At 57.3% G+C, this 17812-nt stretch carries 21 protein-coding genes; 13 read left to right on the top strand and 8 right to left on the bottom strand.

Annotated elements, in window-relative coordinates:
- The first annotated feature begins 133 nt into the window (after positions 1-133).
- The 8 genes from P9228_RS22710 to P9228_RS22675 all read left to right on the top strand — a co-directional run bounded on the left by P9228_RS22710 (position 134) and on the right by P9228_RS22675 (position 9072).
- Positions 134-859, top strand: coding sequence for an SDR family oxidoreductase (locus P9228_RS22710; protein ID WP_278055858.1), 726 nt, complete (start codon positions 134-136; stop codon positions 857-859).
- Between the two features lie 302 nt (positions 860-1161).
- On the top strand, positions 1162-2355 hold the full coding sequence (locus P9228_RS22705; RefSeq protein WP_278055758.1) for an ABC transporter substrate-binding protein: 1194 nt from the start codon (positions 1162-1164) through the stop codon (positions 2353-2355).
- 66 nt (positions 2356-2421) lie between these two features.
- Entirely contained in the window at positions 2422-3219 is a 798-nt protein-coding gene (locus P9228_RS22700) for an ABC transporter ATP-binding protein (protein WP_278055756.1), read from the top strand.
- Positions 3216-3920: an ABC transporter ATP-binding protein gene (locus P9228_RS22695; protein WP_278055754.1), complete on the top strand. Its 705-nt coding sequence runs from the start codon at positions 3216-3218 to the stop codon at positions 3918-3920. Before P9228_RS22700 ends, P9228_RS22695 begins: the two co-directional genes overlap by 4 nt.
- 2 nt (positions 3921-3922) lie before the next feature.
- Positions 3923-4927: a branched-chain amino acid ABC transporter permease gene (locus P9228_RS22690; protein WP_278055753.1), complete on the top strand. Its 1005-nt coding sequence runs from the start codon at positions 3923-3925 to the stop codon at positions 4925-4927.
- Positions 4924-6249: a branched-chain amino acid ABC transporter permease gene (locus P9228_RS22685; protein ID WP_278055751.1), complete on the top strand. Its 1326-nt coding sequence runs from the start codon at positions 4924-4926 to the stop codon at positions 6247-6249. Before P9228_RS22690 ends, P9228_RS22685 begins: the two co-directional genes overlap by 4 nt.
- 82 nt (positions 6250-6331) lie before the next feature.
- Positions 6332-7990, top strand: coding sequence for an amidohydrolase (locus P9228_RS22680; protein ID WP_278055750.1), 1659 nt, complete (start codon positions 6332-6334; stop codon positions 7988-7990).
- Between the two features lie 20 nt (positions 7991-8010).
- Positions 8011-9072 (top strand): GTP-binding protein, encoded by a 1062-nt coding sequence (locus P9228_RS22675; RefSeq protein ID WP_278055748.1) that lies wholly within the window; start codon positions 8011-8013, stop codon positions 9070-9072.
- A 100-nt stretch (positions 9073-9172) separates the two neighbouring features.
- Here the strand turns inward: P9228_RS22675 and P9228_RS22670 are convergent, their stop codons facing one another.
- The 3 genes from P9228_RS22670 to P9228_RS22660 form a co-directional block, all read right to left on the bottom strand.
- Positions 9173-9541, bottom strand: a complete 369-nt coding sequence (locus P9228_RS22670) for a cupin domain-containing protein (RefSeq protein WP_278055747.1) — start codon at positions 9539-9541, stop codon at positions 9173-9175.
- A gap of 482 nt (positions 9542-10023) precedes the next feature.
- A complete protein-coding gene (locus P9228_RS22665; RefSeq protein WP_278055745.1) occupies positions 10024-10482 on the bottom strand; it encodes a hypothetical protein in 459 nt (152 codons plus the stop codon).
- A 55-nt stretch (positions 10483-10537) separates the two neighbouring features.
- The gene (locus P9228_RS22660; RefSeq protein WP_278055743.1) at positions 10538-11140 is read right to left on the bottom strand and encodes a hypothetical protein; all 603 of its coding nucleotides are present in this window, start codon (positions 11138-11140) and stop codon (positions 10538-10540) included.
- A gap of 96 nt (positions 11141-11236) precedes the next feature.
- On the opposite strand from P9228_RS22660, the gene P9228_RS22655 reads away from it, so the two are divergent.
- Together P9228_RS22655 and P9228_RS22650 are read left to right on the top strand one after the other, a co-directional pair.
- Positions 11237-11764, top strand: coding sequence for a helix-turn-helix transcriptional regulator (locus tag P9228_RS22655; RefSeq protein ID WP_278055741.1), 528 nt, complete (start codon positions 11237-11239; stop codon positions 11762-11764).
- A gap of 185 nt (positions 11765-11949) precedes the next feature.
- On the top strand, positions 11950-12114 hold the full coding sequence (locus P9228_RS22650) for a hypothetical protein (protein ID WP_278055740.1): 165 nt from the start codon (positions 11950-11952) through the stop codon (positions 12112-12114).
- A 46-nt stretch (positions 12115-12160) separates the two neighbouring features.
- Here the strand turns inward: P9228_RS22650 and P9228_RS22645 are convergent, their stop codons facing one another.
- Positions 12161-13186: an alpha/beta hydrolase family protein gene (locus P9228_RS22645; protein ID WP_278055739.1), complete on the bottom strand. Its 1026-nt coding sequence runs from the start codon at positions 13184-13186 to the stop codon at positions 12161-12163.
- Entirely contained in the window at positions 13176-14789 is a 1614-nt protein-coding gene (locus P9228_RS22640; RefSeq protein ID WP_278055856.1) for a hypothetical protein, read from the bottom strand. Before P9228_RS22640 ends, P9228_RS22645 begins: the two co-directional genes overlap by 11 nt.
- A gap of 304 nt (positions 14790-15093) precedes the next feature.
- On the opposite strand from P9228_RS22640, the gene P9228_RS22635 reads away from it, so the two are divergent.
- Positions 15094-15438, top strand: coding sequence for a hypothetical protein (locus P9228_RS22635; RefSeq protein WP_278055738.1), 345 nt, complete (start codon positions 15094-15096; stop codon positions 15436-15438).
- Here P9228_RS22635 and P9228_RS22630 read toward each other — a convergent pair.
- The 3 genes from P9228_RS22630 to P9228_RS22620 are packed head-to-tail and all read right to left on the bottom strand — an operon-like array spanning position 15435 to position 16743.
- Positions 15435-15599, bottom strand: coding sequence for a hypothetical protein (locus tag P9228_RS22630; RefSeq protein ID WP_278055737.1), 165 nt, complete (start codon positions 15597-15599; stop codon positions 15435-15437). The genes P9228_RS22635 and P9228_RS22630 overlap by 4 nt on opposite strands.
- A complete protein-coding gene (locus tag P9228_RS22625) occupies positions 15596-16144 on the bottom strand; it encodes a thermonuclease family protein (RefSeq protein WP_278055736.1) in 549 nt (182 codons plus the stop codon). The genes P9228_RS22630 and P9228_RS22625 overlap by 4 nt, the downstream gene beginning before the upstream one ends.
- On the bottom strand, positions 16141-16743 hold the full coding sequence (locus P9228_RS22620) for a hypothetical protein (protein WP_278055735.1): 603 nt from the start codon (positions 16741-16743) through the stop codon (positions 16141-16143). Before P9228_RS22620 ends, P9228_RS22625 begins: the two co-directional genes overlap by 4 nt.
- Before the next feature lie 132 nt (positions 16744-16875).
- Here P9228_RS22620 and P9228_RS22615 point away from each other — a divergent pair, with 132 nt between their 5' ends.
- Together P9228_RS22615 and P9228_RS22610 are read left to right on the top strand one after the other, a co-directional pair.
- Complete coding sequence (locus P9228_RS22615; RefSeq protein ID WP_278055734.1) at positions 16876-17484, top strand: transglycosylase SLT domain-containing protein; 609 nt, start codon at positions 16876-16878, stop codon at positions 17482-17484.
- Positions 17485-17496: 12 nt separating this feature from the next.
- Positions 17497-17811: a TrbC/VirB2 family protein gene (locus P9228_RS22610; RefSeq protein ID WP_278055733.1), complete on the top strand. Its 315-nt coding sequence runs from the start codon at positions 17497-17499 to the stop codon at positions 17809-17811.
- The last annotated feature ends 1 nt before the right edge of the window (position 17812 follow it).

Raw genomic sequence — 17812 nt, 5'->3', positions numbered from 1 at the left:
GTAATATTGACAGAATGTAAGACATTCCATAGCTACCTTACGTGGGTTGCATGCAAGGAGGTTTCGCCATGAGTTCACGTGTCGCAGTGATTACCGGCGGAGGCAGCGGGCTAGGTGAGGCTACGGCGAAACGATTGGCAAAAGACCATACACCTTGGCACTCATCGATATCGATGAAGCCGAAGGATGGCGGGTGGAGCGGGAACTTACCGAAGCTGGGCATAACGCAAGGTTTATCCGTTGCGACGTGTCAAACGCCGCTGCCGTTGAAGCGGCTGCTGCCACAGTCGGATCTGAACTCGGTGCTGTCGAGGTACTTGTGACTTCCGCTGCGATGCAGCCAAACCCGGAATGTGTGCTCGACATGGACATGGTCGCGCATGAGCGGATGTGGAAGGTCAATTACTTCGGCGCCATTCACGCCTGCCAATCCTTTGCCCGGCAAATGATCCCCAATGAAAAAGGCGCCATCGTAACCTTGGGATCAATTCATTCTCGAATGCCGTTGCCGCTGCCAGCCTATAACCCCGGTAAAGTGGCAATTGAGCGTATGACGCTGCTTGCTGCTGAATTGGGCCGCTTCAACATTCGCGTCAATTGCATCGGGCCGACCCACGTTATGACGCCGCCTCTTGTCGCCGCGATAGCCGCCGGAGAACGTGACGAATCAAGGATTATGGAGCCCCACGCGCTGAACTACCTGCCCGAGCCGGAAGACGTGGCTGAAACCATCGCCTTTCTTGTCTCCGATCGCGCCCGTGCGATAACCGGGGCCTTCCTTCCAATCGATAGTGGCATAATCGCCAAGGATGCGTTCGTGACCTATGCTGGTGGTATACCCTGGTTGAAAAAGCGCTAGCGGCAGTACAGGTCGCGGCCCAAGCCTCAAAAGAGATGATTTTGATCAAGGTTGCACCGATACGGGACGACCTCGCAGATGCGGTGATTTCCGCGAAAACTAGAGCGCGCACGCCAATCGGCCCGATGAGCATCTCAAGGATCAGTGGGCGTCACTCCAACACTATGTTGGTCAGAAAATCTGGGGCGACGAGAATGCAGCTATTGACAGATTGTCAGACAAAGTGAATGTATGATCGTTTTGCAGCGGGAGCGTCCTGAAGGCGCCCTGGTGATTGCCGAACGAGATTGGGAGGAATGTAAATGTACCAATTGAGACGCATGTTTACGGCCGCACTTGCGGCAACTGGCATCGCATGCGCAAGTGCCAGTGCAGCGGATATTAAGGTCGGGATCATCGTTGGATTTACGGGACCGACGGAGTCAGAAGCCCCGAACTACGCCCGCGCCGCTGAGATCGCGGCGGACGAGATCAATCGCAGCGGGCTACTTCTTGGCGGCAGCAAAATCGTAACGCCCCATGCCGATTCCACCTGCATCGATTCCTCGGCCGCCGTCCCGGCGGCGGAGCGCCTAGTATCTAGCGACAAGATCGTGGCACTCGTCGGCGCCGATTGCTCGGGAGTGACCGCGGCGATTGTGAACAACGTGACGAAACCGAATGGCGTCTTGACGATCTCGCCCTCGGCCACGTCGCCCGCACTCACTGGCATTGCCCCTGGCTACTTCTACCGTACCGCGCCCTCGGACGCTCGGCTTGGGCAAGTCATTACCGACATGCTGATGAAGAAGAACCTCAAGGAAGTGGCAGTCTCCTATTCGAACAGCGACTACGGCAAGGCCATGACTGACTCCTTCTCAGCCTCATACAAGGCAGCCGGCGGCACGATTACCCTGGCTGCTCCGCACGATGACGGCAAGGCCGACTACTCGGCCGAAGTGGCGGCCCTGGCTGCTGCTGGAGGTGATCTTCTCGTCGTGTTTGGGTACGCCGACCAAGGCGGACTCGGCATCGTGCGCCAGTCACTCGAGTCCGGTGCTTTCAGTCGCTTCGCTTTTGGCGACGGCATGTACTACCAATCTCTTCTCGACGCAGTGGGCAAGGATCTTGAAGGTTCGATCGGTGCCGTCGCAGGTTCGGAGGGCAAGGGCGGCGAAGCCTTTGACGCCGTGGCAAAGGCGGCCGGTTTCAATCCTAATGGCGTTTACAGGCGCGAGTATTATGACGCCATGGCTCTGATCGGTCTGGCGATTCAGAAGGCCGGCTCCACGGATCGCAAAAAAATTCGCGATGCGCTCGAGTCCGTTGCCAATGCGCCTGGAGAAAAGATCTACCCGGGTGAACTCGCCAAGGGGCTGCAGATCCTGAAGGATGGTGGCGATATCGATTATGTCGGTGCGACAAACGTCGAGTTCGACAAAAACGGCGACGTCGGGGGCTCCTACCGCGAATATGTAATCAAGGGAGGAAAGTTCGAAACCGTCGGCTTCCATTGAGCGCGGCGCTAACCGGGCAGTCGCCAGTGTAGAACTGGCGGCTGCCTTTTTACGTGGGAGGTCGTGTTGATCCAAGTAGAAGACCTGCATGTCCATTTCGGGGGACTCCGCGCGGTCGATGGTGTCAGCCTTACGATCGAGAAAGGATCGATTACTGGCTTGATTGGGCCGAATGGTGCCGGCAAGACAACTCTTTTCAATGCGATAGCCGGCCATCATCGACCAGTGTCGGGTCGGGTTATGCTGGACGGAAACGAAATTACCGGCCTGCCTCCGCACCAGTTGTTTGCGAGGGGCTTGCTGCGGACGTTCCAGATTGCCCATGAATTCGCCACCCTCAGCGTCAGGGACAATTTGATGATGGTGCCTGGAGGGCAGCCCGGTGAATCGCTCGTCGATGTCTGGTGTCGACCATCGAAAGTTGCGGCCCGTGAACAAGAGGTTCGTGCCAGGGCCGACGACGTAATTGCTTTTCTACAGCTTTCGCACGTGGCGGACGAACGTGCGGGCAACCTGTCCGGCGGACAAAAGAAACTGCTCGAGATCGGGAGGACGATGATGACTGACGCCAAGATCGTCTTCCTGGACGAAGTGGGTGCGGGCGTGAACCGCACTTTGCTGAACACCGTAGGCGACGCGATTCTCCGGCTAAACCGTGAGCGGGCCTACACCTTCTGCATGATCGAGCACGACATGGATTTCATCGCGCGTCTCTGCGACCCGGTGATCGTGATGGCTGAAGGGAAAGTGCTAGCCCAGGGTTCCGCTGCGACCGTAAAGGCGAATGAACAGGTGATTGAGGCCTATCTCGGACGAGGTCTCAGGCAGCGCCCGGCGCGTGAACCGAGGAGTTCGGCCCAGTGAGCATGCTGATAGGCGAGACCATGACCGGAGGTTATGGCGGTGCAGATATCCTTCATGGATGCACCATATCGGTCGACAGGGGCGAAATCGCGGTCATCGTCGGCCCAAACGGCGCCGGGAAGTCTACGGCGATGAAGGCCATCTTCGGAATGCTCGCGCTTCGCGAAGGCCGCGTGTTGCTCGCTGGGCGCGACATCACCGCCCTTTCACCACAGGAACGTGTACGGGCCGGCATGGGCTTTGTGCCACAGACACACAACGTGTTTGTGACGATGAGCGTCGAGGAGAACCTCGAAATGGGCGCATACATCCGCGAGGACGATTTCTCCGAGACTCTCGATCAGGTCTTCGCGCTGTTCCCCATTCTCAAGGAGAAGCGGCGGCAGCCAGCCGGTGAACTGTCGGGCGGGCAGCGACAACAGGTTGCCGTGGGTCGCGCGCTAATGACGAGACCCGCTCTTCTAATGCTCGATGAACCGACCGCCGGCGTTTCGCCGATCGTCATGGATGAACTGTTCGACCGCATTCTCGACGTCGCCGCCACTGGGATCGCGATCCTCATGGTGGAACAGAACGCGCGGCAGGCACTGCAAATAGCCGACTGCGGCTACGTTCTGGTGCAGGGGCGCAACGCCCATACCGGTACTGGAAATGAACTGCTAGCCGATCCGCAGGTTCGTGCGTCATTTCTGGGAGGCTGAGTGTGATCGACATCTTCAATGCGATGGCACTGTTCACCAATTTCGTCATCTTACCTGCAATTGCCTATGGTTCGCAGGTCGCGCTAGGCGCGCTCGGCGTTACTTTGATTTTCGGTATTCTTCGCTTCGCAAATTTCGCTCATGGCGACCTCATGGCGTTTGGCACCGCAGTCACCATTCTTCTTACGTGGTGGCTGCAGTCGCTTGGCATCGGATTCGGAGTTTTGCCGACTGCGCTGCTCGCATTACCCGTCGGGATTGCCGCTGCGGCGGGACTTGCATTGGCAACGGACCGGATTGTTTATCGCTTCTATCGGAACAAGCGCGTTGCCCCCGTCATAATGACCATGGCCTCGGTCGGCGTGACCTTCATCTATGGCGGTCTCGTCCGTATCCTCATTGGATCGGACGACCAGCGCTTTGCCGATGGGGAACGGTTTCTAATCAGCGCCGCTGGCTTCCGCGAACTGACAGGTCTTGCTGAAGGTGTGGCCGTCAAAGTTACGGTACTAGTCACCGTCGTGGCCACCGTGCTCGCCATGGGATGGCTATTCTGGTTTCTCGCTCGCACTCGCACCGGCAAGGCGATGCGCGCTTTCTCCGATAACGAGGATCTGGCGTTGCTCTCAGGCATCAATCCCGAAAGGGTCGTCCTGGTTTGCTGGTTGCTCGCGGCAGGTCTGGCGACCCTGGCCGGCACACTGTATGGCCTCGATAAAAGCTTTAAGCCGTTTAACTATGTTCAGTTACTACTGCCGTTCTTCGCAGCCGCTATGGTCGGGGGTATCGGTAATCCGCTGGGCGCAGTTGTCGGCGGTTATCTGGTCGCGTTCTCCGAGGTTGCAATAACCTATCCGTACAAGCGGGTGCTCGAATATTTGGGGTTCCGACCCGAAGGGTTGGTGCAACTCATATCGGTCGACTACAAATATGCCGTCTCCTTCGTCATCCTCGTCCTTGTTCTCTTGCTCCGTCCGACAGGAATCTTCAAAGGGAGGGTACTGTGAAACGTTTCCGCCCAGCTTTCCTCTACGCCATCATGACGGCCGCGCTTTTGGCCATTGGCTTCCTGCAAGGTTGGAACGTGAGTGTCACTATCCTCAACCTGTGCCTCGTTTCAGCCATTATGGCTCTCGGCGTTAACATTCAGTGGGGCTATGCCGGGCTCTTCAACGTCGGGGGAATGGGCTTCGCCGCACTAGGCGGCTTCGCAGCCGTCCTCTCGCTGCCGCCCGTGGTGGGAGCATGGCACGTCGGCGCGGGTGGATTGGCGCTGTCTCTGGTATGTGTGGTCGCAACGATCCTCGCAACCCTCGGCGCAAGGAGGTGGCTGCCGGCCCAGTGGCGGCTTCCCGCCATCCTTCTCATTATTGCCGGGGGAATTGTTCTCGCCAGCTCGTTTTTCTTGCCGGCCACGGACGCGATTGAGAATTTCGATGCCGCGCGCAACGGCTACCTTGGCGGCATTGGTCTGCCCATCGTGGTTTCGTGGTTTGTCGGTGGAGCTTTTGCCGCTGCCACAGCTTGGCTGACTGGCAAAGTAGCGCTCGGCTTGCGTTCTGACTATCTGGCGATCGCCACACTGGGAATTTCCGAAATCATTCTGGCGGTGATGAAGAACGAGAGCTGGCTCACCCGCGGCGTAAAGAATGTCAGCGGCATTCCACGCCCTTTCGCGGACGAGATGTCGCTGCGTCAGATGGAATGGTTTATACGACTTGCGGATAAAATTGGTGCGGACCCATCAGATCTTGCTGGAATTGCCGTAAAACTCGGATATACTTTATTATTTCTCTTGGTTCTCGGCGTGCTATTGTGGCTGAGTGAGCGCGCGCTCCACTCTCCATGGGGACGAATGATGCGCGCCATCCGCGACAACTACATTTCAGCTGCTGCGATGGGAAAGGATGTCACCAGGCGGCATCTCCAAGTCTTCGTGTTGGGTTCAGCTGTCATTGGTATGGCCGGCGCGATGTTGGTGTCGCTTGATGGCGTGTATGCGCCTGCCGCATACAATCCGCTCCGCTTCACGTTTTTAATTTGGGTCATGGTCATCGTTGGCGGTTCGGGGAACAACTGGGGCGCGGTGCTCGGAGCGTTCCTGATCTGGTTCGTTTGGGTGGAGGCTGAGCCCGCTGGTGCTTGGCTCATGCGCCTTATCAGTTCGCCGCTGCCGGAAGGTAGTCTGATTCATCAGCGCCTCATGGAAAGCGCTCCGCACATGCGCTTCCTTCTCATGGGGCTGATCATGCTCCTCGTGCTGCGCTTCGGTCCGCGCGGCTTGATACCGGAAACCGCGGGAGGTCGAGCCGATTTGCCTCGGGCGTAGCCGGGCTGAGGTCCGGCTTGAGAAATTGGTCTGAAACAGCAGCTTAATGCGGCCCTGAATGGTCGTCCGGGAGGATTCCAAAATGTCAGAAATCCGCGTCTATCAGGCCAAGAAGATCATCACCATGGATCCCGGCCGCCCGGAGGCGAGCGCGGTGGCCGTACGCGACGGTCGGATCGTCTCCGTCGGCACGATGGAGACGATCAAGCCCTGGCTGGAGCGCTATCCCCACGTCGTCGACGACACGTTCGCTGACAAGATCATCATGCCCGGACTGATCGATCCCCACACGCACCTTCACTGGTCGGCCTGCGTCGTGAACCTCAACTATATCGGTCCGATCGATTCCCCGACGTGGCTTGAGCCGGCGGTCAAAGGGCGCGAAGCGGTGTTCGAGCGCCTGCGCGAGATCGATCGTTCGATGGAGGATCCCAATCAGACGCTGTTTGCATGGGGTTTCGATCCCGCGTTCCATGGCGGTCAAATCGACAGGGATATCCTGGACGGAATCTCGAAAACGAGACCGATTTGGGTTCTCTCCTATGCTATCCACTACCTCTACGTAAACAGCGCCATGCTTGACCAGCTTGGCGCCACCGACGAGATGCAGATGCACGGCCTCGGACGCTTTGAGGACGGGCGCCTCAATGGCCAGTTCATCGAGTTTGAGGCGACCCGGTTCGCGATGGAGCCGTTTCGGCGCGAGATGCTTAATCCGCAGCGCGCTCGGGAGGGAATGCGCAAGCTCGCCGCCACCGCCAAGCGCGCCGGTATCACGCTCACGGCAGACATGGGGACCGGTGTCACCAATTTCGACGATGAATTGCGCGATCACAGGCAGGTCGTGCTCGACGACGATTTTCCGCTGCGAATGGTTCTCACCCCCAGCGAGTTCGGCCTGCGCGCCATTCACGGCGAAGCAACACCTGACTTCATCGCCGGCCTCGCCCCGGCCCACTTCCACGAGAAGCTCAGGTTTCACGGCGTGAAGTTCTGGACCGACGGCTCTTATCAGGCAATGTCGCTTAGGCTCAAATTTCCCGGCTATTTGGACGGCGGCAACGGCTTGCGGGGCCAGGACGCCTGGGAGGAGTTGGCAGACCGGATGATGCCCTACTGGGAACGCGGTATCCAACTCCACGTGCACGCTAATGGCGATGAAGCGGTGGACGCCACGCTTGACGCACTTGCCGAGTTGCAGCGTCGGCTTCCCCGTTTCGACCATCGTTTCACGATCGAACACTACCTTATCAGCACTACACAGCAGGCGCGTCGTCTCAAGGCACTAGGCGGCGCTGCGAGCGTTCTGATCTATTACCTGCACACGCGCAGCCAACTTCAGTCCGCGCAAGGGCTGGGCCCTGATCGCGCGGAAGCCACTGCGCGCGTGGGCACGCTCGAGCGCGAAGGCGTGCCCTTCGCGTTCCATTCCGATCATGCCTTTGCCGTTGCGCCGCTGCATCCGTTGACGGCCGCTTGGATCGCCATGACCCGCATTGTTCAGGACGGAAAGACGGTATTTGCGCCGCACGAGCGTATCGAGCGAGATGCGGCCTTGCGGGCGATCACCATTGACGCCGCGTATATTCTACGGATGGAAAACGAGGTGGGCAGTATCGAGGTCGGTAAACTGGCGGATTTCGCCATTCTGGAGGAAGATCCGCTCGAAGTAGAGGTCGATCGTATCCGCCACATCCCTATCTGGGGGACAGTGCTCGGCGGCTTAAAGCAGCCAGCCTGACTAGGTATGGAAGGGCCCCGATGAGCAAAATGAGAGACGAAGGCAACCTTGCGGAGCTCGAAAGCAGACGCCGCGACCAACTGGCGGACACCTGGCAGATGTTGCTCGGCATCGGACATGCCTCAGTGTCGGCGGCAAAGTTACCACCGGCGCGTAAGGCATCGATCGGGTTTACGCTCGTCACCGGCTTTCTTGGCGCCGGAAAAACGACGCTTTTGAATTCTCTCCTCTCACAGGATCATGGCATTCGGCTGGCAGTCATCGTCAATGATTTCGGCTCGGTAAATATCGATGCCGAGCTTGTCAGCCGCGAGGACGTCAACAGCATCGATCTTGCCAATGGCTGTGTGTGCTGCACGCTCGCCAACGGGCTTGTTGCCACCTTGGGAGAACTCGCGATGCGCGACGAGCCTCCCACGCAAATAATACTGGAGGCGAGTGGCATCGCTGAGCCACATGGTGTTCTTCAGGTCGCGCTCACCAATTCGGCATTGCGGCTCAATGGCGTGGTTTGCGTAGTGGACGCCGATGCTGCCACGCGGACGGTTGCTGATGCTGCAGCGGGGCCCGTGGCCGAAGGGCAGATCCGCGCTGCTGATCTCGTTGTTCTAAACAAAATCGACATTGCAGGCGCGGAGGACCTGGCGGCGATCTCACACCTGCTGTCGACCGTCGCACCGGCGGCGAGGCTCCTGCCAGCGGTCCGTTGTGCAATCCCCGCCGAGGTTATTTTAGGCATTTCTACCAAATCCCGCTTCGCCGCTGTCGAAGCGAGCTTACCGGCCTCCGATACTTTCGAGAGCCATGTGCTGACGGCCGATAGACTGCTTGACCGCAAAAGGATCTGCGCGTTGGCGGCAGCTTTTCCCGTCGGTGTGCTGCGCGTCAAAGGCTTTATCCGCCTGGACCCCCAACCGGGTCGATGGTTCCTGCTGCAAGTCGTAGGTCCGAGGTGGTCGCTCGATCTTTGCGAGCGCGCTTCAGACGCCCCGAATTGCTCAAGTCTTGTCGTGATCGGTAAAAAAGGGGAGGTCGACGTCGACGCGTTGCATGCCGCATTTCTGAGCTGTCAGAAGGAGTAAGTTGGGGAAGCTTCACTTGTTAGATGGCGCGAGCAGCCGATAAGCCCATCAAAAGCATGCGCCGCACCCTGCCAGCGCGCCGGCGCTTTCCCGGCGTGCGCTAGACGGCAACGCCGTTGGGGGCTGTATAGGTGTCGATGATACCAAGATTGCCCGTGTTTAGCACGTTGGCCGGCTCAAAGATCACGAATTCCGTCTCGACATCCGCGCAACTGCGATGCTCGATCCCACGGGGGATGACGACGCATTCGCCGGGGCCCATCTCCACAACGCGGTCGCGGAACTCCACGCGCAGGCGGCCGCTCCACACCATGAAGAACTCATCGTCGTTCTCGTGGAAGTGCCAGGGAAACTCGCCCTTGATCTTCACCACCTTAACTTCCTGGCCATTAAGCGTCGCGATGACTTTTGGGCGCCAGTTCTCCTCGAACTGCGAGAACGCCTCAGATACATTGATTTTCCCGGTCATAGTCATTCGTTCCAGTCGGTCGAAATAGCCTCCCGCTGGTTGCGCAGGAGCGGCTAGGCATATGGTTTTACGCGCCGGCCCCGATGCGGGTCCAACCGAGGTAGCCAGAGGGCTGCAGGGTATAATTCGTCAGACAATCTGTCAATCAAACAAAAGCTGATGGATGCGGGCGATGCTACTTATTCTTCTTCCAGGCATTGCGCAATTTCGAAGTTCCATAAGCTATATTACGCGACTTTCACCAATAAACGTTAATCTACCAAAGTAGGTATTGGTCGACGCGAAGTCCTATTGAGACAACCCAAAAGAAATGATTAGCTTTTTCCAGTCCCGTTTCGTTATTGTCTTGGGCTGACATATAGAGAATACTTAAGCTGCCTCATCGTATGACGAATCTGAATGGGACGACTCGCCGTTTTCTGAAACACCGAGGTTGGCGCCTCAGACCAGACTGTGTCGGCCTTCGCTCGCCCGCCCGGCACTCACTTGTGCGGCATGCAATAGACTCCCTCAGATTCCATTAGTACAGCGCCACCCTTCAGCTCGCTCATTGCGCCGACCCACGCTTCCGAATAAGTGCGGCTGGCATCCACGGCCGTCAGCCAGAGAACGCGATTGTCGGCCAGTTCGACCTTGACTTCCTGCTGCAAAGGGCTTGCCTGCACTGTTTGCTGATAGTGGCGTTTGATCCTGACATTGCTGGCCGGGAACTCAGCTTCGTTGCTCCCGTAGTTCAGCACAAATCCAGTGTGGTCCCCAGCCACTGAGCAACTGCCATCACGCTCACACACGATTTTGGCAGCGGTCTTGCAGTCCCATTTCAGTGAAGCGGGCCACATAGGATTGTCCACACTTGATCGCGGCTTGTCGCTCTGACCAGCCGCCGCCAACACTGCGCCTGTGTTCATAATCACAGCAGACAGGAGAAGCGCCTTGAACACTACAAACCTCCCTAATTGCGACCCAATAGTACCTCGTCCTGCGTGATCGCCTGGCTCAAGGCATGTTGAGATTGAACCAACTTTTCTGGCGCACGCCGTTCGCGTCATCATACTCGAGGAACCAGGGCTTTCCGCGCATCGGCCGAGGGATGGTGTAGTAGGTCGGACCATTACCAAGGGAATGCCCTCCATCGTTCCCCGCGGTCTGGATTGTTGCCGCAACCACCTTACCGTCGATTTCGATTTGGACCTGACGTGATCCGTCTCCATGATGCCCGCCGAGGGCGTTGTTTTTGAAAACGACGGGCAAAGAGAGCCGATCGGCCGCGATGCGGCAGATGTTTCGTTCTTGACCTAAGCTCGGCCGATCGGATTCGGAGCTGCCAACTGCTTGCCAGCCAGACGGACAATCCTCATACTTCTCAAATCTCGCCGCGCTGGAGTTGGCTTGCGGACAGGTCGGCCAATTAAAACCCGGGGCTTCCATCGCCGCAATCAACTTGTAAATTGGCGGGTGGCACGAGGGGGTGCCTTGCCAATCGCCGGAAAGACATAGAAGGACCTGACAGCCCCATTCCGACGCTTTTGATTGAGATGGAAGAGCTGCGGCGCTCGCGATGGCGACGGCACCCCCCAGTATCAATTTGAGTATGGTCATAGCCTTTTCCTCGCTGCAGATTTGATAGTTTACTATGGATGATCCGCGCGAAAAAGGACAGATCGAAAAGGCAGGTTTGTGCGACTACATCGATTTATGAAACGAGACGACGAAGGCCTGGTCAATAACCCGTTGCGCGCCAACATTGCTCTGACGCTTGAGAGGGAGAGAGCCAAACGTGGCCTATCCCATATGCATATGGCCGAGCTGTTTCGGACCGCCGACGGTGAGAAACTCGCCTACCGAACGTACATTCAGACTGTGCGTCAGAAAAATAATGTCACATTGACGACGCTGCAGATCATGGCAAACGGCTTGCAAATGTCTTTTGCAGGACTCCTCGCCGGCGGTAAGAAAGTTCCGGAATGGGCGCATCGGTTGGACGACAATGCGATCCGCAAGCGGCTGGCGCATATCATCGATTTTGAGCGACAACGACGTACTTTGCACCGCTATGAGATGGCCGAACTCATCGGCGTGGCGGAGGCGACATTCACGAAACTGGAACGCGCGAGCGGCAACATCAGCGTGGACACGATTGCCGCGATTGCCAAGGCGTTAAAACTTGATCCAGCGACCTTCCTCTTTTCCGAAACGATCCCGCCTGGCAGAGCCGACACCTAGCCGCCCCACGACTGTTCCTAAGGGCCCTATAATTCGGCCCAGCGGGCATCGCTCCTCTGCCCCTGGCGGTCGGGCCCGCGACCGACTAGCGCCCCCGCCGCGGCTGTGCGGCCGCTGGCGTCATCGTCGTTAGCGGCGGGGATGATAACGGGACTTTGACATGGGCGACTGTGCCGGCGCGAGGAATGCTTGCTGATGAAAAGAAACCCTATGAGAACAAGCCGTCAAACCTGCCGGCGCGTTTAGAGAAGAAGGGTGTCGTGGTGACAATTGCCGGGGTCATGCCTGCGCCTTTGTCGGGGTCGGTTCCGGTAGGTGGCGACCCCACATTCATCACTTTTGTGTCGTGATGCCCGCCAGAGAACTTGCTGGTGAACTGACCGGCCAAAGCCAAACTCATGCTCGCCGGGCCGACTTGTCAGCGCGCGACAGAAACCGCTTCAAGCTCAGACCGGCCAACACAATGTAAGGTGGGATAGCAAGCGAATAATGACCACAATTCATTTTCAAAATAGTTGGCCTAGCACCGACGTCCTTCAGCCTCTGCATGAAGCTTTCCGATAGCTCTGGCAACACCACTTTGTCTCTCTTGGCCAACACAACGTGAAGATCGAGATCAGGTCGTGCCAGACTATGCGCGTAGTTCTCCAAGTTAAGTGGACCCCAGGCCCTTCTGAGATCGGTCAGCTCAATCTCAGGCTCAAGGCTATCGCGTATCGATCGTGTCGCACGGCCCGTCCAAACCATATCCGCTAGACTCCCCGCCGTCAGAAACAAAGAGGCTTTTGAAACAGCCAAGTCGTGTGTTGCGACTATGGCCGCAACCCAGGAACCCAAGCTCATTCCGAGAACCGAAATCTCGCGATAGCCTTCGTTCTTCAACCAACGTATGAGTTTTCGACCGTCCAATACTGCCTGCCTTACGGATTGGATCGTTCGACCAAGATTGGCACTAAGCATATAATCGGCGTGCAGGGATCCGGGACGGCTGCGCTCGAAATGATAGGGCATGGCGATCTCGACAACCGTGATGCCACGCTTCGAGAAAAAACTGGCGATCTGGCGATTCCGGGAGCTTGCATTCCAATGGTGAAAAATCACCATCGCCTGATCGAACGATCCGCTTTCTGTGATTTTCGCCGAGACGACATTGTTCTGTTTGATATCAGTAGAAATGTCCGATGGAAATTTGAGCCACCAATCTAGCCTTTCAAACCCCTGATCACTCACATTCGGGCCATCGAAAAAGGCTGGATCAGCCACGGCCTGGTCCGCAAGGGCACAGAATTCCTCGATACTTGTTATCTTCTCCGCACCTGGAAAGGCGAGTTCGGCGTCAAGGGCGAAATCCGATGGTTTCTTCCCTTCTTCACCGCGTCGTGCCCGCCGCTCATCCCAACGATCAAGCCAACTATGATACACTCTGATTGTTTCCTAACTTACTCGCTTGCCCTCGCCCCAACCCTGGATCAAACAGGCCGTATACTGCGAACAGCATTCCAACGCCCAGAAGGATCGAAAAGCCAGAAAATGCATCGATCAGCAAGTAACTAGCCACGAGTAACGCTACGATCGCTGACATCCTCCACAAAGACATAGAAAACCGACGTTCGACACCTAAACGGATAGAGCCGAACACAAATACCACACAGGTCGAAATAGCGATAAGAAGGCTACTGTAATGGGTCGGCCTACGGTAGATGATCCCGGCGCTCACATCATTGTGCCCATAAAAGGCGTTAGACATATCGCCGACCAACCAAGACACAATATTCTCTCCACGCGATGTCAGGTAAGCACTCTGGAGCTTCATGGCTATGGCGATCAGAAACCCCAAAACAGTACAACGAAAAATCGCACGCATAACCCTTAGGTTGGTTTCATGGAGCTCGTGTTGATAGTCAACCTCGGGTCGATTATTCGCTGCTTCTCCAGTCTTCCAAAGATCATGGATCACGGTATAAAGCAAAATGAGACCTACGAAGAACAGATAAAAACAGAGGCACATATACAGGTAAGCGAGTCCCGTGAACACGACCGCTTCCGGCACCGATATAACCTCAGGGCGCACAATCGCTAACGAGCCCCAATCCGTCGCATAGTTGCCACCCCCTTTGAGCAACGGGATCAAAGACACGCCGATCCACTGAAAAAGACCGGCGAACACCACGCAAATCAAAAAAACCGCCCAATATGAATATGAAGAAGCTTGTACGGTGCGCGCCCAGGCATCGTCGCTTTCCATCTTGTCGCCCTGCGCCACAAGCTTTGGGCGACCTTCATCTTTCCAAAAGGTCACCAGCTCGGTCACGAAGGCAAAAAACAGTGGTAAAAATACCATGAAGACAAATGTCCAATTCGCTGTCCAAAGAAACCCGACCTGCTTGACGATGCCATCCGCCCGGCCATACGTCACGCTGTGAATCCCCGTAAGATACGACAAAAACCCAAGCGCGGTGACACCCGCAAACACCGACGCCGGTAAATTCAGGGGAGATCCGCGACTAAAAAACGCCTCCGATTTCCTCGCCAAACTAAAGCGCCGGCTCGGCGCCTTGGGGTCAGTATCCAGTATCAGCTCTACCGGGGAGTCTGTCTCGTTATCGATGGTCGCAGTCACTGCCGTATCTGGGATCTCCTGAGCAACGCTGCTTCCGGCTCTCTTCCATTCTCGTCTCTTGGCCGATAACCGCGATTGCGCCTCACTAAGCTCCATCTGCCATTCGCTAGTTGCGACCGGATCATCGCATCCAAAAACCCGCGCCAGCCAACGAATGTTGGCAGCGCTAATTCCCTTCTCGTTCTCTTGAAACCAAAGCTGCACCGTTCGCAGATCGACCCCAACCCGGTTGGAATCAATCAGTGAAATCGCCTCTGCAAGGAGTTCGGGCGTCCATGGGCCAGCAGGAAACCCGTCTTTGTCCAACGGTCGACCCGCACCGGCCGCCGCCAGTCGTTTGAATAATTCTTTGAAATCACTCCCGTCTCTCGGCGGAGGGAGAAATAACTTTCCGTTCTTAAACAACAACTTATAGGCTCTAATTTCGTTCCGTTTCGCTAGGCTTCGTACCCTATCGTGCCTTCGTCCTCAATCAACGTTTTTATCAACTCGATTTTGGCCGGCACGGCAGAGATAGAATGACGGGTGACCCGCTGGAGAGGCTGGAAACGTTTGTTTCGTGGGATGTTTTGCAAACCGCCGGCCAACCGAAACGTTTGTCTGGTGGCAGGGTAGTGTGACCTCATTAGCGAACAGGGGAAGCCAGAGAAGCGGAGGGATGATCTCGCCTGCCCAGGGTACCGAATTGTCATGCGCATGGAGCCGGTCGATGCCCATTCAAGTGGTCTGTAATAACGGAGTGATGGAAGAGGCCGATGGGGTCGCGAATCTGCTCGCGGCGCATCGCCATGCAGTCGCCATGGTTGAACGTCTCGGCAGACGACGGATGAGGGCCGACGGGCCGGACGCGACCCTGATCGGTCGGCGACTGGATTCGGTGATGGCGGAGGAGGCTTTCGCGCGTCGGCGCGCGGCCGCTGCGCCGGTGGCCGATGTCGTTGAGATGAAAATGAAGGCAGCTTATTTCCGGCGGTTGTTGGGGAACGACTGGTGCGAGCTTGATGTCGACGATTTTCGCGCGTTGCTCGGTTCTTTCGCGAAACTGCAATCCTAGGAGAAGAGCGCTGAAATCCATGAGGCCACGGTATTCCAGGCCGCATAGATTCCTGCCGGCACCAAGATGATCGCGATGAGAGCGATAGCATCGCCGATGGCGCCGTCAGTGCGTCCTTCCACGGGATAGTAATATTTGTGCGCCTCATCGTCGTGCTTCATTGTTGTCTCTCCGACTGCTTCTCTAGCAGCAGCTGAACAGGATGCTGAAACGTCGTGCTCCACAGACCTGCACGTTTCATCTTAGCGTTAATTTCCGCGACGAGGTAGTTCTCATTGACGGCTTTGCCCTTCGCTGTCGTTGCGGCAAACGCGTATCCGGTCGCTATGAGGGCGGTGCCAACATCAATTGTTGCGCCATTCAGCTGCGCACCGCATACGACAAACACCGCCTTGTCCAGGGCGTAGCCGATTGGCTGGCACGTAACCGCCGCGCTATCAAACAGCGCCGCCAGATGCGCCAGCGATGTGTTCCCGCAATCGATTTTGTTCCCATTTGGCTCTTCGGCTGATGTGCCTCGAAGACATGACTGGACGCCATAGAGGCGAAAAAGGTGATCTCCGTCTCGCCAGGTATCTCCGGTCAGCAGTTGAGCCGATTTCGATACTGCGAGGGGCGTTGGAACGGCAGACTCCGATGCATCCTGGGCCTGTGCCGATGCGCACAAACCAAATGCGGCCAGCACTGCGAGCCTCGCCCGCTTCATTCCTGGAACTGTCCACCGAGGTCGGCGGAGTGCTCCAGATCGGGGCGCAGCGACTTGCCATCCTTGTTGCGTCCGATTGCCGCCATGTCGAAGAAAACCATTTCGTCATCGTCGTAGGCGACGTTGTACGGGTCGTTTGCGTTGCCCGCACCCACGAGAGAGAAACACGACACAGCGTCGGGTTCGCCCTTCTTGCTTTGCAGAACAAGTGTCTTGCAAAGCACGACAGACGCACGATCGTTGTAGATTGTCTCTTCATAGTCCTGGGCCGCCTTTGCGCAGTCCCATTGCTGGGTCTTGTACGTGATCTTCGGTTTGGGGCAGGCCGCAAGGCCGCGCAGCCGGTACGTCACGCCGTTGACGACGCGCTCGGTCGCAGACGGCACCTTAACTCGCCCGACGAGAGCGGCCGCATCGCGCTGAAAGAGCGCGCCTTTCGCATCGTAGCGCTCGTAGACGAACACCTTTTCGCCCGGCTTCGCAAACTGAAGCAGGTAGTGCTCCGAAGGTTGCGCGAAGGGGCTCGGGACGTCGGCGCCAGCAGCATAGGCCACGGTGCCTTGGAGCAGCAAGATCGTGTACAGGGCCGTCTGTTTCATCGAAATCCGTCCTCGCGGTGTATATCGTGTTGACACTTTACTAGGGCTGCGTGTAGCCATAGTAAAGTGTCAAATTTTGGCGACAGTATGAACACTCGATTCGCTCTTCTGCTCACCCTCTGTGGCGCCACGATGCCGTTCAAGGCGCACGGCCGGGACCTGGCATCAGACCGCGTCGCAATCGCCTTTGCAACGCCGGCGCAAGCCCTTGCCGCAGTCGGGGGGCAAAGGCCGCGAGCGTGCAGGACCGTAAATCGGGCTGAGGTCTCCCAACTTGTGCGTTCAATCGCGCAAAAGGAAGGTTTCGACGCTGATCTGGCCGAGGCAATTGCGTGGGCCGAAAGCGATCTCGGCACCAGTCAGGGTCCGTCGAAGGCCGGAGCCTTGGGGATCATGCAGCTGATGCCGGGCACGGCGGCCGATCTCGGCGTGAATGACCGTTGCGATACTGAGGCAAATGTCCGGGCTGGCCTACGCTATCTGAAGTCACTCTATGACGAGTTCCAGGATCCGCTACTGATGCTGGCGGCTTACAACGCCGGGCCCAACAGCGTCTACAAGGCGCAGGGCATTCCGGTGAATCCGGAGACGGCGGAATACATCGTGAAAATCCTGAACCGCTGGAAGTTCGGCGGTGTCGTCAAGAAGTCCGCCCTGACCAAATCCGAGACGCTCGCGGCCGCGCCGCCAGCAAGCGAGGACGCTTGGCAGGATGGTCATGTCATGGATTTCGGCAACTGAAAGGAGCCAAGGGTGGAATACAGAAAAGCGGGTATATTTGCCCTGAAACTCGCCTTGGCCTCGGCGGTCGGAATGGCTCTCGCGCCAGCCACTGCGTACGCCCAATCGGCGGCACCAGTCGAAAACGTGCTGGAGTGGTTCGTCGGCGTTCTGCAGGGCAACATAGCGCGCTCATTCGCCATCATCGCGGTCTGTTTTCTCGGCTTCCTCGCCATGACGGGCCGGCTGGCGTGGATGATGGCTTTCTCCATCATCATCGGCATCGCTCTGATCTTCGGCGCCGCGCAGCTGGTGGATGCGGTTCGCGCGACCGCGGGAGGCGGCTGAG

Origin of the sequence: Mesorhizobium sp. WSM4898 (assembly GCF_029625845.1) — a bacterium.
Lineage (GTDB): Bacteria > Pseudomonadota > Alphaproteobacteria > Rhizobiales > Rhizobiaceae > Mesorhizobium.
This window is presented reverse-complemented; position numbering and strand designations above follow the sequence as displayed.